The organism is Psychromonas sp. KJ10-10 (assembly GCF_047323245.1).
Lineage (GTDB): Bacteria > Pseudomonadota > Gammaproteobacteria > Enterobacterales > Psychromonadaceae > Psychromonas.
In genome coordinates, this window is record NZ_CP178826.1 from 909063 (window position 1) to 925433 (window position 16371).

8 protein-coding genes and 5 pseudogenes are annotated in these 16371 nt (G+C 39.5%); 11 read left to right on the plus strand and 2 right to left on the minus strand.

Annotation, left to right across the window (positions count from 1 at the left end; translation table 11 throughout):
- Positions 1-17: 17 nt before the first annotated feature.
- Both ACLKMH_RS05250 and ACLKMH_RS05255 read left to right on the plus strand, forming a co-directional pair.
- Positions 18-1339 (plus strand): annotated as a pseudogene (locus ACLKMH_RS05250) (efflux RND transporter permease subunit).
- Positions 1293-2120: an efflux RND transporter permease subunit gene (locus ACLKMH_RS05255; protein ID WP_413701139.1), complete on the plus strand. Its 828-nt coding sequence runs from the start codon at positions 1293-1295 to the stop codon at positions 2118-2120. The pseudogene ACLKMH_RS05250 and the gene ACLKMH_RS05255 overlap by 47 nt, the downstream one beginning before the upstream one ends.
- A gap of 85 nt (positions 2121-2205) precedes the next feature.
- On the opposite strand, the gene ACLKMH_RS05260 is transcribed toward ACLKMH_RS05255, so the two are convergent.
- Together ACLKMH_RS05260 and ACLKMH_RS05265 are read right to left on the minus strand one after the other, a co-directional pair.
- The gene (locus ACLKMH_RS05260) at positions 2206-2715 is read right to left on the minus strand and encodes an AEC family transporter (RefSeq protein WP_413701140.1); all 510 of its coding nucleotides are present in this window, start codon (positions 2713-2715) and stop codon (positions 2206-2208) included.
- The gene (locus ACLKMH_RS05265; RefSeq protein WP_413702263.1) at positions 2673-3122 is read right to left on the minus strand and encodes an AEC family transporter; all 450 of its coding nucleotides are present in this window, start codon (positions 3120-3122) and stop codon (positions 2673-2675) included. Before ACLKMH_RS05265 ends, ACLKMH_RS05260 begins: the two co-directional genes overlap by 43 nt.
- A gap of 288 nt (positions 3123-3410) precedes the next feature.
- Here ACLKMH_RS05265 and ACLKMH_RS05270 point away from each other — a divergent pair, with 288 nt between their 5' ends.
- The 9 genes and pseudogenes from ACLKMH_RS05270 (at position 3411) to rpoC (ending at position 16171) form a co-directional block, all read left to right on the plus strand.
- Entirely contained in the window at positions 3411-3680 is a 270-nt protein-coding gene (locus ACLKMH_RS05270) for a DUF2999 family protein (protein ID WP_413701141.1), read from the plus strand.
- Between the two features lie 257 nt (positions 3681-3937).
- Positions 3938-4320: pseudogene (gene secE, locus ACLKMH_RS05275) on the plus strand (preprotein translocase subunit SecE).
- Between the two features lie 15 nt (positions 4321-4335).
- Entirely contained in the window at positions 4336-4884 is a 549-nt protein-coding gene (nusG, locus tag ACLKMH_RS05280; protein WP_413701142.1) for a transcription termination/antitermination protein NusG, read from the plus strand.
- Between the two features lie 376 nt (positions 4885-5260).
- Positions 5261-5689, plus strand: a complete 429-nt coding sequence (rplK, locus tag ACLKMH_RS05285; protein ID WP_413701143.1) for a 50S ribosomal protein L11 — start codon at positions 5261-5263, stop codon at positions 5687-5689.
- Between the two features lie 4 nt (positions 5690-5693).
- Positions 5694-6398 (plus strand): 50S ribosomal protein L1, encoded by a 705-nt coding sequence (gene rplA, locus ACLKMH_RS05290; protein WP_413701144.1) that lies wholly within the window; start codon positions 5694-5696, stop codon positions 6396-6398.
- A gap of 284 nt (positions 6399-6682) precedes the next feature.
- A pseudogene (gene rplJ / locus ACLKMH_RS05295) lies at positions 6683-7188 on the plus strand (50S ribosomal protein L10).
- Between the two features lie 41 nt (positions 7189-7229).
- Positions 7230-7600: pseudogene (gene rplL, locus ACLKMH_RS05300) on the plus strand (50S ribosomal protein L7/L12).
- A gap of 239 nt (positions 7601-7839) precedes the next feature.
- Entirely contained in the window at positions 7840-11874 is a 4035-nt protein-coding gene (gene rpoB / locus ACLKMH_RS05305) for a DNA-directed RNA polymerase subunit beta (protein WP_413701145.1), read from the plus strand.
- Positions 11875-11948: 74 nt separating this feature from the next.
- Positions 11949-16171: pseudogene (gene rpoC, locus ACLKMH_RS05310) on the plus strand (DNA-directed RNA polymerase subunit beta').
- The last annotated feature ends 200 nt before the right edge of the window (positions 16172-16371 follow it).

A 16371-nucleotide genomic window follows, 5' to 3' on the forward strand; every position in this document is an offset into this window, starting at 1 on the left:
TCACACTGACCAATGACATGTCTTCATTATTAAGAGATCGTTTGTCGATGATGATTAAAAATGGTTGGCAAGGCATTATTTTAGTTTTTCTTTCTATGTGGTTGTTCTTTTCATTACGTTATTCATTTTGGGTGTCAGCGGGATTACCGGTTGCATTTTTAGGTGGCTTATACCTGATGAGCTTATTTGGTATTTCTATTAATGTTATGACTTTAGTCGGTTTATTGATGGCAATTGGTATTATGATGGATGATGCAATTGTAATTTCTGAATCTGTTCTTGCCCATATTGAGAAAGGCTTATCCGTTGATGAGGCTGTTAGAAAGGGGTTAATAGGGTTGCTCCTGGCGTGCTTTCATCTTTCCTAACGACTATTTTTATTTTTGGTAGTTTACTCTGGTTGGATGGGCAAATGGGCCAGGTGTTATCGGCAGTACCTTTGGTGCTGATCATGGTGCTATGCATTAGTTTGATTGAAGCCTTTTTAATTCTGCCTCATCATTTATACCATTCTCTCTCTAAGCTTCAAAAAAGAGACGCTAGCGAGGTAGCACAACATGCTTCTAGCGCTAACCTTAAACATCGTTTTTTACGGAAGTTTGAACGTTTTCGTATTGTTCATTTAAGCAAAGCAGTTTTTTTTGTTGTTAGATGGCGCTACTTAAGTATTGGTTTAACCTTTGGTTTGTTGTTAAGTTCATTTGCTTTAGTTGTAGGCGGAGGTTTGAAATTTATTGCCTTTCCTAAGCTCGATGGTGATATCGCCGAAGCGCGTATCATTTTACCACCAGGCTCGACTTTACAACAGACTGAAGCAATCGTTGCAAAAATGACAACCGTGGCTTCGCAAGTAGGTAAAAACTTTACTTTGAATAATAATGAAGAAAGTGAGCTGATCCGAGACGTCACTGTGCAATACAACTTTAATGCAGATGCAGGAGAAAAAGGGCCCCATGTGGCAACAGTACGTTTGGACCTATTGTCTGCTGAAATCAGGAATACTTTGATTGATGATTTTATTGAACAATGGCGTTTAAAAGTTGGTGATCAAGCATTACCGCTTTCAATGGTATTTAAACAGCCTTCAATGGGGCCTGCTGGGCGTGATATTGAAATCCGTTTGCAACATGATGATTTAAATATATTAAAATCGGCTTCGGTTGATTTGCAAGGTTACTTTAGTCAGTTTGATGGCATCAATGGAATTTTAGATGATATGCGCCCTGGCAAAGAGGAAATCAGTATTAAGTTAAAAGAAGGAGCCGAGAATTATGGTGTTGATGCTTTGATGGTTGCATCGCAATTACGTCGTTGCTTATTTTGGAGAAAATGCAGATGACATACAATCTGGCCCTGAAAGTATAGAAATTCAAGTACGTTTGAATAAATCACAACTTACTGATTTAAGAACCTTAGCTAATTTTCCAATTATATTAACACAGGGAAAAACCTTACCTTTAAGTAGTGTTGCAGTTCTTGATTTTGAACGTTCCTTTGTACGTATTCAGCGTATTGAAAGTCAAAGAACAGTGACCGTTATGGCTGATATTGATAATCAAAAAGCAAATGGTACAGAGGTCATGAGCAATTTACGTGCTGATTTTGTACCGCAACTGATGGCAAGTTACCCTGGTTTAAAAATAGATTTTGAAGGAGCCAGTAAAGAAACAGCAAAAACAGGACAATCATTAATGAAAGGTTTTATGATTGGTCTGTTTGGTTTGTTTGCTATTTTGAGCTTTCAATTTCGCAGTTATATAGAGCCCTTTGTTGTTATGATTGCAATCCCTCTCGCATTAATTGGCGTTTTTTGGGGGCATTGGTTAACCGGACATAATCTATCGATGCCTTCAATTTTAGGTTTTATCTCGTTGGCTGGTATTGTTGTTAACGACTCAATATTATTAGTGCAATATATTCGTCATCATGTGGATATGGGGGAAACAGTCATAGAAGCAGTGGTTAAAGCAAGCAGTGATCGGTTCCGGGCTGTTTTTTTAACCTCTTTGACCACTGCTGCAGGTTTATTACCATTGTTATTAGAAACGAGTTTACAAGCTCAAATAGTAAAACCTATTGTTATTGCGATTGTATTTGGGATTTTTCTTCCACACTTTTAGTGCTGTTTATCATTCCAAGTGCTTACGCTATTTTAGCTGATTATGGTTTAGTGCATCAGCATGAAGACTTGGTCAAATAGCTCTTTTATGGAAAGAAATTAAAGCTATATAAAATCGAGATCCCAACGCTACAGGTAATTAATGAACCTGCAGTTGTGATGGCAATAATATTAGTCGCTAAATTAGCATTGCCACCCATTGAACGCGCCATCACATAACTGGTCGTCGCTGTTGGTGCCGCAGTCATGAAAAACAGTAAGCCAATTTCAAGTACGCTAAAGCCCCAAAGGTAAGCGACTCCAGTAATGAGTATCGGGGCAAGCAGTAATTTATAGAAACTAGCAAACCAAGCGTTTACACCTTTACTGCGTAATTCACCTAAATTAAGAGTCGCACCTGTACAAAGTAATGCTAAAGGCAAAGTCATATTGGCAAAATACTGACCTGTATCGACTAATATTTTTGGCACTTTTATATTTAGTGCAAGTAGTAACACGCCAAGCATGATACCAATAATTAAAGGGTTTTTAGCAATCGAAAAGAGTACGCCTTTTATTTTTTTATACCAATTGAGGATTCCGATGAGGTCAAACAAATAACCGCTAAGATATTATAAAGAATAGTCGTGCTAGCAACGTAAACCAGCGCCACGGCAACACCGGAGTCACCATAGACATTTGCAACATAAGCAAGCCCTATAATAGCTGTATTAGCTCGAAATCCTCCCTGGATAATAACCCCATGATCCTGCTTATCTTTAATAAAAAAACGGCAGGAATATGTTGTTATCAAAAAGAAAGTAATATTTGCTATTAAGCCAAATAAAATAAAGGTGGGGTTAATTTCCACTGAGTGGTTAGAATTAACAATACCTAAAAATAATAAGGTAGGCAGAGTAATCTGAAAAACCAGTTTCGATGCGTTATCAACAAAGGCATCGTGGATGATGCCGATACGCTTTAAGAACCAGCCTAAAAAAAGCGACGAGACAAATTGGGCCAGTGACCGACAGTGAAAAGGAGAGTGATTGCCAAAACATGCTTGATTCCTGTGATATTAGTAGGTTATTTCATTACGTTACTTGAATAACAATAAACGAGGGAAAATCATTATTTAACTATTTTGAACTAATGTTTCATAAATCAAAGCAAAAAGACAGTGTTGGAATGGATTATTTTTTTAAAAATAATTAAGCGACTTATTTGTAGAAGGTAATTAACGATAAGATCTATTTTATATTGTATGTGAATAGGGTAGATTATAGCGCAAATTAAAATAGGAGTAAGCTAAATGAACCCAATCATTCAAACCCTTAAAGATCATAATGTCAGCGATGAAAAAATCGTCGAAGTTTTTCAAGCATTAACACAAAACCCACTCGAAGCGATGAGCATTATCTCTACGCTAGGCATTGAGCAGAGTAAATTACAAGCATTGATGATGATGGTCATGACTAATCCTGATTTAATTAAGCAAGCAGTCGACGAGTTAGGTTTAGACTTCTCAAAAGTTGAGGAAGCGAAAGAAATCCTAAAAGAGAATCAACAGCAACAACAATGATTGTTGCTGTTTGTCGGTATCGAATTAAGCTCGGAGGCCTATCAAGTAGAAGCATGGTATTAAGCATAAAAACGAGGTTTACCGACTTTAAAACAACTTTTTGATAAAAACTCATGATTATCACGTTACAAAAGGCAGAAAACTCCTTATACTGACGTGCTTTATTTTTAGGTCTCAAGCTTTAATAGCTTTTTACCGTACTTATTGGCTGGTTTGTTGATAAGTATTATTAATATTTAACACTGGATAGATGAGTTATGAACGCAACAAATACCGAAAACAGCAGTAGTTCAATGGATGGACTAAAATGGGCTGTCACCATTATTTTATTAGTCGCTATTATCGTTGGTAATTACATGTATGGAGAACAGTTGCATGTTGTTGCTCGTGTTCTAATACTACTTGTGATGGGCGCTTTAGCATTGCTATCAGGTCTGCGTTAACAGCAAAAGGTAAAACCTTTGTTGAGTTTGCAAAAGATTCTCGTTTAGAAGTACGTAAAGTGGTTTGGCCTACACGACAAGAAACAGTACAAACAACCCTTATTATTCTAGCAGTTTCTACAATTGTTGGCTTAATACTTTGGGGTCTTGATGGCGTCTTTGTGCGTGTTGTTGCTTTCATTACCACATCTATTTAAGTTTAAGGGTTTAATATGTCTGAAGAAGTACAAAAGAAAAGATGGTACGTAGTACAAGCTTTCTCTGGTTTTGAAGGTCGAGTACAAAAAACGTTAATCGAGCATATTAAATTAAACGAAATGGAAGAACATTTCGGCGAAATTTTAGTGCCAACCGAAGAAGTGGTTGAGATGCGTGCAGGTCAAAAACGTAAAAGTGAACGTAAATTCTTCCCTGGTTATGTATTAGTTGAAATGGCTATGAATGATGCAAGCTGGCATTTGGTTAAAAATACTGACCGTGTAATGGGCTTCATTGGTGGAACAAAAGAGCGTCCAGCGCCGATTTCACAAAAAGAAGTTGATAACATTATGAATCGCTTGAAAGAATCTGTTGATTCTCCACGTCCTCGTACATTATTCGAAGCTGGTCAAATTGTTCGTGTTATCGATGGCCCATTTGCAGATTTCAGCGGTACAGTAGAAGAAGTAGATTACGATAAGAGTCGCTTAAAAGTATCTGTATCTATCTTCGGTCGTGCAACACCAGTTGATCTTGAGTTTTCTCAAGTAGAGAAAGACTAGGAATAATAGCTGTCAGTTAATAGCTGTCAGCTTTCAGTAAAAGACACTTCGCAAAAATTTGCGGGTGTTAATTAAGCGAAAGGCTTTTTCTCATGTTCTGAGATAAAGCCTTTCGCTTTTTTGTTTAATAGCCTCCCAGCTCTTTATTTATGGGGACTAGCAGTCGATTTAAACTGACGGCTGACGGCTGACAGCTAACAGCTTTTTTATAGTTCAAAAAAAGTACAAAATAACTTGTTAAAGGCGGTCGATTATTGATATAATTTGCCGCCTTTTTTATTTGGCTGTTAACTCAGTGATAAAATCGAGCATTTATTTTTTAACGGGAAGCTGACACTAAAAATCAGCGTTAAACCCAAACATAGGTAGTATTATCATGGCTAAAAAAGTACAAGCATATATCAAGTTGCAAGTATCAGCTGGTATGGCTAACCCGTCACCACCAGTTGGTCCTGCATTAGGTCAACACGGTGTAAATATCATGGAATTCTGTAAAGCATTCAATGCAAAAACAGACTCTATTGAAAAAGGCGCTCCAGTACCTGTAGTAATTACAGTTTACTCTGATCGTTCTTTTACTTTCGAAACTAAGACTCCACCTGCATCTTACCTGCTTCTTAAAGCGACTGGTATCAAATCAGGTTCTGGCGTTCCTAACAAAAACAAAGTGGGTAAAGTAACTGTTGCTCAACTTGAAGAGATCGCTAAAACTAAAGAAGTTGATCTAACGGGTGCCGATCTTGATGCGATGGTACGTTGTATTGCGGGTTCTGCTCGTTCAATGGGCTTGGAAGTAGAGGGTTAATACTATGGCTAAATTATCTAAACGCATGAAAGCGGTACGTGACACTGTAGACGCTACTAAAGAATACGAAATCAATGAAGCAGTTGCACTTCTTCAAAAACTAGCAACTGCTAAATTCAACGAAAGTGTTGATGTATCAGTTAACCTAGGTATTGATTCTCGTCGTAGTGACCAAAACGTACGTGGTGCAACTGTATTACCACACGGTACTGGTCGTGAAGTTCGTGTTGCTGTATTCACACAGGGCGCTAATGCTGAAAAAGCAACAGAAGCTGGTGCGGATATCGTTGGTATGGATGATCTTGTTGCGCAAGTTAAATCTGGCGTGATGGACTTTGACGTTGTAATTGCTTCTCCAGACGCGATGCGTGTTGTTGGTCAATTAGGTCAAATCTTAGGTCCACGTGGTCTAATGCCTAACCCGAAAGTTGGCACAGTAACACCTGACGTAGCAACAGCAGTTAAAAATGCTAAAGCTGGTCAAGTACGTTACCGTAACGACAAGAATGGTATTATCCATTCTACTATCGGCAAAGCATCATTCTCTGCTGAACAAATTCAAGGAAACCTTGAAGCACTACTTGTTGCGCTTAAAAAAGCAAAACCAGCTGGCGCAAAAGGTATTTTTGTGAAAAAAGTTACTTTATCTACAACTATGGGTGCGGGTGTTAAAATTGACCAAGCATCACTTAATGCTGTAGTAGCGTAATTTTTTGTAGCGACAGTTCACAATTTTATTGTAAAACTGTTGCTATACAAGACGAGGAATTATCTATATAATTCTTCGCCTTACTTTGGAGGGCCTTAGGTCCCTTCTGAGACCGTAGGTGTAAGAGCTTGATAGATTACTCTTTTACTTAATTTCCTACGTAGATGGTGCCGGACCCCAGAAAGAATTATTCTACTGGATCCGATTGCCGAAATAGTGCCCCATTTATTTTTGTGGGGGTGTTTACTGGTGTAATAACCAGTGGAATCCAGGAGTAAAACCAAATGACATTAAGACTCGAAGACAAGCAAGCTATTGTCGCTGAAGTTAATGTAGTAGCGCAAGTCTGCTCTGTCTGCTGTTGTTGCCGATTCACGTGGCGTAACAGTTGGTGCAATGACTGAACTTCGTGCAAAAGCGCGCGAAAATAATGTTTACCTACGTGTTGTTCGTAATACATTAGCTCGTCTTGCAGTAAAAGATACAGACTTTGCATGTCTAGCAGACTCGTTTACTGGTCCTACAATCCTTGCATTTTCAAACGAAGCATCCAGGTGCAGCGACGCGTCTTTTAAAAGACTTCGCTAAAGCAAATGAAAAGTTTGAAGTTAAAGGGTTAGCATTTGAGGGTGAATTCATTGAAGCCGCTCAAATCGACCGTCTAGCGACACTACCGACATACGACGAAGCAATTGCGAAACTGATGGCTACTATGAAAGAAGCTGCGGCTGGCAAACTTGTACGTACTCTGGTCGCTATCCGCGACCAGAAAGAAGAATCTGCGACTTAATCGCTGTCATTTATTAATTTTTTTAAAGTAGGAATTGACTCATGTCTCTAACTAAAGACCAAATCATTGAAGCAGTTGCTGAATTATCAGTAATGGAAGTTGTTGAACTAATCGAAGCAATGGAAGAAAAATTCGGCGTATCTGCGATACTGCTGCAGTTGTTGCTGGTCCAGTTCTCTGCTGGCGAAGTCATGCTGAGCAAACTGAATTTGACGTTGTAATGACTGCATTCGGTGACAACAAAGTTAAAGCAATCAAAGCAGTACGTGGCGCTACAGGTCTTGGCCTGAAAGAAGCTAAAGGCGCTGTTGAAGCTTGCCCAACAGTAATCAAAGAAGTCGCAACTAAAGAAGAAGCAGAAGCTCTTAAAGCTGAACTTGAAGAGATCGGCGCAACTGTTGAACTTAAATAAGTTAGTTTCATAACTTATTCGCCATGAAAATGGCAATGGCTGGTGATTATTTAATCACCGGCCTTTTTGCGCTATAGGATACCGTGATTTTTCATTGTTTTTTACGGTCATCGGACATTAAAGTTGATGTTATATAATGCATCATTAAGACAAAACATTGTGCGCCGTTGTCGAACAAATTAGTGCCTACAAGCTAGGTCAGACAGCTATGATTACTTATCAGCGAGCAAAGGAACCACATGGGTTACTCTTATACTGAGAAAAAACGTATTCGTAAGGATTTTGGGAAGCGCCCACAAGTAATGGAAAAACCATACTTGTTGGAGATTCAACTAGATTCATTCAAACGATTCATCGAAGTCGATTTAACTGGGGAAGTAGGACTACAAGGCGCATTTAACAGTATTTTTCCTATCGCTAGTTATTCCGGCACATCAGAACTGCAATATGTAAGCTACCGTCTTGGTGAGCCTGTATTTGATGTTAAAGAATGTCAAATTCGTGGTGTTACTTATTCAGCTTCTTTACGCGTTAAATTACGTCTTGTTATTTATGATCGCGATGCACCAGCTGGTACAGTTAAAGATATCCGTGAACAAGAAGTTTATATGGGTGAAATGCCACTCATGACAGACAACGGTACTTTTGTTATCAATGGTACAGAACGTGTTATCGTATCTCAATTACACCGTTCTCCTGGTGTATTCTTCGACCACGATAAAGGTAAAACACATAGTTCTGGTAAAGTACTTTATAACGCACGCGTTATTCCTTACCGTGGTTCATGGTTAGACTTTGAATTCGATCCTAAAGACAATCTTTTTGTTCGTATTGACCGTCGTCGTAAACTACCTGCGACAATCATCTCGCGTGCACTTGAGTACACAACGGAAGAAATTCTTGAAATGTTCTTTGAGACAACTCACTTTGAAATCAAAGATGGTGTTATCTCAATGGATCTTATTGCTGACCGTTTACGAGGCGAGCAATTTGCTTTTGATATTGCAAGCAGTGGCAAAGTGTATGTTGAGACTGGCAAGCGTGTTACTGCTCGTCATATTAAGCAATTACAAAAAGATAATGTTAGCAAGATTGAAGTACCACTAGAATTTTTAGAAGGTAAAGTCTCTGCGAAAGATTACATCAGTACTGAAACTGGTGAAATCATTGTTAATGCAAATGATATTTTAACGCTAGAGTTATTGGCTGAGCTTGCTCAATCAGGTATCAAAGAATTCGAAGTTATCTACACCAATGAATTAGATCGTGGTGCATTTATTTCCGATACTCTACGTGTTGATGCTTCAACTAATCGCTTAGAAGCACTAGTTGAAATCTACCGTATGATGCGCCCAGGTGAGCCACCAACAAAAGACGTCGCAGAAGGTTTATTCCAAAACCTATTCTTTGCTGAAGAACGTTACGACCTATCAAAAGTGGGACGTATGAAGTTCAATCGTCGTGTTGGTATTGATGGTGATTTAGGTGTTGGTACATTATCTAATGAAGATATCCTAAGTGTAATGAAAACACTGATTGATATCCGTAATGGTAATGGCATTGTTGATGACATTGACCATCTTGGTAACCGTCGTATTCGTTGTGTTGGCGAAATGGCTGAAAACCAATTCCGTGTTGGTTTAGTACGTGTTGAACGTGCTGTTAAAGAGCGTCTATCATTAGGTGACCTTGATGCAACTATGCCTCAAGATCTAATTAACGCTAAACCTATTTCTCTTGCTGTTAAAGAGTTCTTTGGTTCTTCACAACTGTCTCAGTTCATGGACCAAAATAACCCGTTATCAGAAGTAACACATAAACGTCGTATTTCTGCTTTAGGCCCAGGTGGTTTAACACGTGAACGTGCTGGTTTTGAAGTACGTGACGTACATCCAACCCACTACGGTCGTTTATGTCCAATTGAAACGCCTGAGGGACCAAACATTGGTCTAATTAACTCACTAGCGACTTTCTCTCGTACAAATGATTACGGTTTCTTAGAAACACCTTACCGTAAAGTAGTAGACGGAAAACCAACGGAGCAAGTTGATTACCTATCTGCTATTGAAGAAGGTTCGTTCGTTATCGCACAGGCATCTGCAAGCGTTGATGAAAATGGCTTATTAAATGAAGAATCAATTCCATGTCGTCATCAAGGTGAAACAACCTTCATGGCACCTGAAAATATTGATTATATGGATGTGTCACCACAACAGATTATCTCTGTTGTCGCGTCACTAATTCCATTCCTTGAACATGATGATGCTAACCGTGCCTTAATGGGTGCAAACATGCAACGTCAAGCTGTTCCTACTTTACGTGCTGATAAACCATTAGTAGGTACAGGTATTGAACGTCGCTTGGCAATCGATTCAGGTGTAACAGTTATCGCTAAGCGTGGCGGTGTTATCGATTACGTTGATGCGTCACGTATCGTTGTTAAAGTTGATGATGCAGAGCTACTTCCTGGTGAAGCGGGCATCGATATCTACAACTTAACTAAATACACGCGTTCAAATCAGAATACTTGTATTAACCAAAAACCAACCTGTAAACCAGGCGAGCCAATCGTTCGTGGTGATGTGTTAGCAGATGGCCCATCAACAGATATGGGTGATTTAGCACTTGGTCAAAACATGAAGATTGCCTTCATGCCTTGGAATGGTTATAACTTTGAGGATTCGATCCTAATTTCTGAGCGTGTATCGCAAGAAGATCGTTTCACTACTATTCATATCCAAGAGTTCTCATGTGTTGCACGTGAAACTAAATTGGGTAGCGAAGAAATTTCTGCCGATATCCCTAACGTAGGTGAAGCGACATTAAGCAAACTAGATGAATCTGGTATTGTATATGTTGGTGCTGAAGTTAAACCTGGTGATATTCTTGTTGGTAAAGTGACACCTAAAGGTGAAACACAACTAACACCAGAAGAAAAATTATTACGTGCTATTTTCGGTGAGAAAGCGTCTGATGTTAAAGATAGCTCTCTACGTGTATCTAACTCAACTTACGCGACAGTAATTGACGTTCAAGTCTTTACTCGTGATGGTGTAGAGAAAGATAAACGTGCACTTGAAATTGAAGAAATGCAATTGAAAGTCGCTAAGAAAGATTTGAATGAAAAATTCAAAATCCTTGAAAATGCGATTTTCGAAAAAGCATTAAGCATCTTAATTGGCGCAGGCCAAGATGAGCAACGTTTACTACAAATGCCTCGTGCACAGTGGTTAGAAGTTGTTATCGATGACGAAGAAAAACAAACACATTTAGATCAAATCATTAGTCAATATGATGCTGTTAAAGCGGATTACGATAAAGAGTTTGATCTTAAACGTCGTAAAATTACACAGGGTGATGATTTAGCACCTGGTGTTCAAAAAATCGTTAAAGTATACCTAGCAGTACGTCGTCGCCTACAACCAGGTGATAAAATGGCTGGTCGTCACGGTAACAAAGGTGTTATCTCAAACATCGTTCCTGTAGAAGATATGCCACACGATAAGTTTGGTGTACCGGTTGATATCGTACTTAACCCACTGGGTGTACCATCACGTATGAATATCGGTCAGATTCTTGAGACTCACTTAGGCCTTGCTTGTAAAGGTGTTGGTGAAAAACTTGAGCGTATGATCAAAGACCAACGTGAAGTTGAAATGCCAAAAGTACGTGAATTTGTACAAAAAATGTATTCATTTGGTGATGCGCCTTGTCATGTTGATCTCAATGATTTCGATGATGAAGCGGTATTACGCTTGGCTAAAAACCTATACAAAGGTTTACCAATTGCGACACCTGCCTTCGATGGTGCACATGAATCTGAAATTCGCGAATTATTAAGAATGGCTGATTTACCAGAATCTGGTCAGTTACAATTAACTGATGGACGTACTGGTTTAGAGTTTGAACGCCCTGTAACCGTTGGTTACATGTACATGCTGAAATTGAATCACTTAGTTGATGATAAAATGCATGCGCGTTCTACCGGTTCTTATAGTCTTGTTACTCAGCAACCACTTGGTGGTAAAGCTCAGTTCGGTGGCCAGCGTTTCGGTGAGATGGAAGTATGGGCACTACAAGCATTTGGTGCGGCGTATACGCTTCAAGAAATGCTAACTGTTAAATCAGATGATGTTAACGGTCGTACTAAGATGTATAAAAACATCGTTGATGGCGACCATAGAATGGAACCAGGCATGCCTGAATCATTCAACGTATTGTTGAAAGAAATCCGTTCATTAAGCATTAACATTGAGCTTGATGAGGCAAACTAAGATTCGTTTTAGTTAAAAATATGTGGCGTCTTATTACCCAAGGCGCCTAGTTTTAACTCCTATGGGAGAGTAGCGTGAAAGACTTACTTAAGTTTTTAAAGCGACAAAACAAATCCAAAGAATTTGATGGCATTAAAATTGGCTTAGCATCGCCAGAGCAAATCCGTTCTTGGTCTTTTGGTGAAGTTAAAAAACCAGAAACTATTAACTACCGTACTTTCAAGCCTGAACGTGAAGGTCTTTTCTGTGCGCGTATCTTTGGTCCAATCAAAGACTATGAATGTCTTTGTGGTAAATATAAGCGCCTAAAACATCGTGGTGTTATCTGTGAGAAGTGTGGCGTAGAAGTTACACAGTCTAAAGTTCGTCGTGACCGCATGGGTCATATCGAATTAGCATCTCCAGTTGCGCATATTTGGTTCCTTAAATCATTACCATCTCGTATCGGCTTAATGCTTGATATGACACTTCGTGATATCGAACGTATTCTTTACTTCGAATCTTTCGTTGTTGTTGAGCCTGGTATGACTGACCTTGAGCGCCGTCAAATTCTTCTTGAAGAAGAATACCTAGACATGCTTGAGCAATGGGGCGATGAATTTGAAGCATTAATGGGTGCTGAAGCAGTTTTTGCATTATTAAAACAGCTTGATCTTGACCATGAAATCGCTGAAATGCGCGAAGAGTTAGAAACTACTAATTCAGAAACAAAGCGTAAGAAATTAACTAAACGTCTAAAATTAGTTGATTCATTTAATGAGTCTTCTAATAAACCAGAGTGGATGATTTTAACAGTACTACCTGTACTTCCACCTGATTTACGTCCACTAGTACCACTAGATGGCGGTCGTTTTGCTACCTCTGACTTAAATGACTTATACCGTCGTGTTATTAACCGTAATAACCGTCTAAAACGTCTATTAGATCTTGCAACACCAGACATTATCGTACGTAACGAAAAACGTATGTTACAAGAGTCTGTGGATGCATTATTAGATAATGGTCGTCGTGGTCGTGCAATTACTGGATCAAACAAGCGTCCTCTTAAATCGCTTGCAGATATGATCAAAGGTAAACAAGGTCGTTTCCGTCAAAACTTACTAGGTAAACGTGTAGATTACTCTGGCCGTTCTGTAATTACCGTTGGTCCAACACTACGTTTACACCAATGTGGTCTTCCTAAGAAAATGGCACTTGAGTTATTCAAGCCGTTTGTTTATGGAAAATTAGAAGCATTAGGTTTAGCGACAACGATTAAAGGCGCTAAGAAATTAGTAGATCGTGAAGGTGGTGAAGTTTGGGATATCCTAGAAGGAGTTATCCGTGAACATCCAGTGCTACTTAACCGTGCACCAACACTTCATAGATTAGGTATCCAAGCATTTGAACCTGTACTTATCGAAGGTAAAGCGATTCAGCTTCATCCTTTAGTATGTGCGGCATACAACGCCGACTTCGATGGTGACCAAATGGCGGTACACGTACCGTTAACAATCGAAGCACAGCTTGAAGCTCGTACTCTGATGATGTCTACCAATAATATCCTTTCACCAGCTAATGGTGAACCGATTATCGTACCATCGCAAGACGTTGTATTAGGTCTTTACTACATGACGCGTTCTAAAATTAACGCAAAGGGTGAAGGCATGTGGTTCCAGAATGCTAAGGAAGTTGAAAAAGCTTACCGTGCACGTGTTGTGGACATGCAAGCAATCGTCAAAGTACGTATGACACAAACTCATATTGCTGATGATAAATCGCGTACTCAAACGACAGAAATTGTTGAAACGACAGTGGGTCGTGCAATTCTATCGCTTATCATGCCAGAAGGCCTGCCTTTCTCGCACGTTGATTTAGATATGGGTAAAAAAGCAATCTCTAACGTACTGAATGCTTGTTACCGTTTATTAGGTATCAAAGACACAGTTATCTTTGCAGACCAATTGATGTACACAGGTTTTGAATATGCAACATTATCTGGTGCCTCTGTTGGTATCGATGATATGGTTATTCCTGATGCTAAGAAAAAATTAGTTGATGAAGCAGAAGAGCAAGTTTCTGAAATCTACGAACAGTTCCAAGCTGGTCTTGTAACAGCGGGTGAGCGCTATAACAAAGTGATCGATATTTGGGCAAGTACCAACGATCAAGTTGCTAAATCTATGATGGACAACTTATCTACGGATCAAGTTGAAAATGCACAGGGCGAATACGTAGAACAAAAATCATTTAACAGTGTTTACATGATGGCCGACTCTGGTGCTCGTGGTAGCCCAGCACAAATACGTCAGCTTGCTGGTATGCGTGGTCTAATGGCAAAACCTGATGGTTCTATCATCGAAACGCCAATCGTAGCGAACTTCCGTGAAGGTCTAAACGTACTTCAGTACTTCATCTCGACGCATGGTGCACGTAAAGGTCTAGCCGATACCGCACTTAAAACAGCAAACTCGGGTTACCTAACTCGTCGTCTTGTTGATATTGCACAGGATTTAGTAATTACTGAAGAAGATTGTGGAAGTACAGAAGGTCTGCTCATTAAACCACTTATTCAAGGTGGTGATATTGTTGAGCCGTTACGTGAACGTGTACTTGGTCGTGTTGTTGCTCAAGACGTTATCAAGCCAGGAACGAAAAAAGAAGTATTACTTGCTCGTAATACCTTACTTGACGAAAAACTGTGTGACCTTATCGAAGAATGTTCTGTTGACCAAATTTGGGTTCGCTCAGTTATTACTTGTAATACAGACTTTGGTGCTTGTCTTGCTTGTTACGGTCGTGACTTGGCTCGAGGACATGTTGTTGGTCAAGGTGAAGCAATCGGTGTAATGGTCGCACAGTCAATCGGTGAACCTGGTACTCAGTTAACCATGCGTACATTCCACATCGGTGGTCGTTGCATCGCGTCTTGCTTCTGAAAATAACATTGCTGTTAAAAATGGCGGTAAGATCAAGTTACATAATGCTAAATTTGTTATTAACTCTGACAATAAAGTAGTTGTAACATCTCGTTCAACAGAATTAACTATTATTGATGAACTAGGTCGTACCAAAGAGAATCACAAATTACCTTACGGTTCGATACTTGAGAAGCAAGATGGTGCAGATATCGCAATTGGCGAAGTTATCGCTAACTGGGACCCGCATACGCATCCGATTATCACTGAGGTAGAAGGTAAGATTCAATTCCTTGATTTCGTTGAAGGGATCACAATTAAGAAACAAACAGATGAACTAACTGGTTTATCAAGTATTGTTGTTATTGATCCTGCACAGCGTCCAAGTGCTGGTAAAGAAATGCGTCCAACAGCTAAACTTGTTGATTTCGATGGTAATGACCTGTTTATCCCAGGTACTACAGTTGTCGCACAATACACACTTCCTGCTAACGCGATTGTTAGTCTTGAAGATGGTGCAGAAGTGAAGGTTGGTGATGCGGTTGCTCGTATTCCACAGGAAAGCTCGAAAACACGTGATATTACCGGTGGTCTACCTCGTGTTGCTGACTTGTTTGAAGCACGTCTTCCAAAAGATCTTCGCAATATTGGCTGAAGTATCAGGTACATTATCATTTGGTAAAGAGACTAAAGGTAAAGTACGTCTGATCATCACTCAAGCTGATGGCAGTACTTACGAAGAAATGATCCCTAAATGGCGTCATCTAAACATCTTCGAAGGTGAGAAGATTGAAAAAGGTGAGGTTATTTCTGATGGTCCTGAGTCACCACATGATATCTTACGCTTACGTGGTATTAGCCCAGTTGCTAACTACATCACTAACGAAGTACAAGAAGTTTACCGCTTACAAGGCGTAAAAATTAATGATAAACACATTGAGGTTATCGTTAATCAAATGCTACGTAAAGGTATGATCACTGATTCTGGTGATTCTAGCTTCTTAGTTGGTGAACAAGCTGAAGTAGTACGTGTTCTAATTGAGAACCGTCGCTTAGAAGCTGAAGGTAAGCAACCAGCTAAATTTGATTACCAATTATTAGGTATCACTAAAGCATCATTGGCAACGGAATCATTTATTTCTGCCGCATCTTTCCAAGAAACAACACGTGTTCTTACGGAAGTCGCTGTTGCAGGTAAATGTGACAAACTACACGGTCTTAAAGAGAACGTTATCGTTGGTCGCTTGATTCCAGCTGGTACTGGTTTTGCTCATCATAAAGCGCGTGCAGTTGATAAACTGAAAGCACTTGAGCCAGAGCCGATTGAACCAGTAGTAGATATCGACGCGACTGAACAAAATCTTGCGGATCTATTAAACGCAGTTGATTTTGGTGAATAACATCAGCTTAAAAAGCTAGAAGGCTTCGAGCCGGAAAGCTTTAAGTAATAAAAAGGTGCTTCGGCACCTTTTTTTATGCCTGAAGTAAAAGCCGGAAGGTTATAAGGCTGTAGGGCTATAAGGCCTTAAGGCCATAAGGATAGAAGGCTAGAGGGCAAAAGCTTTCCAGCTTTCCAGCTTTCCAGCTTTCTAGCTTTCTA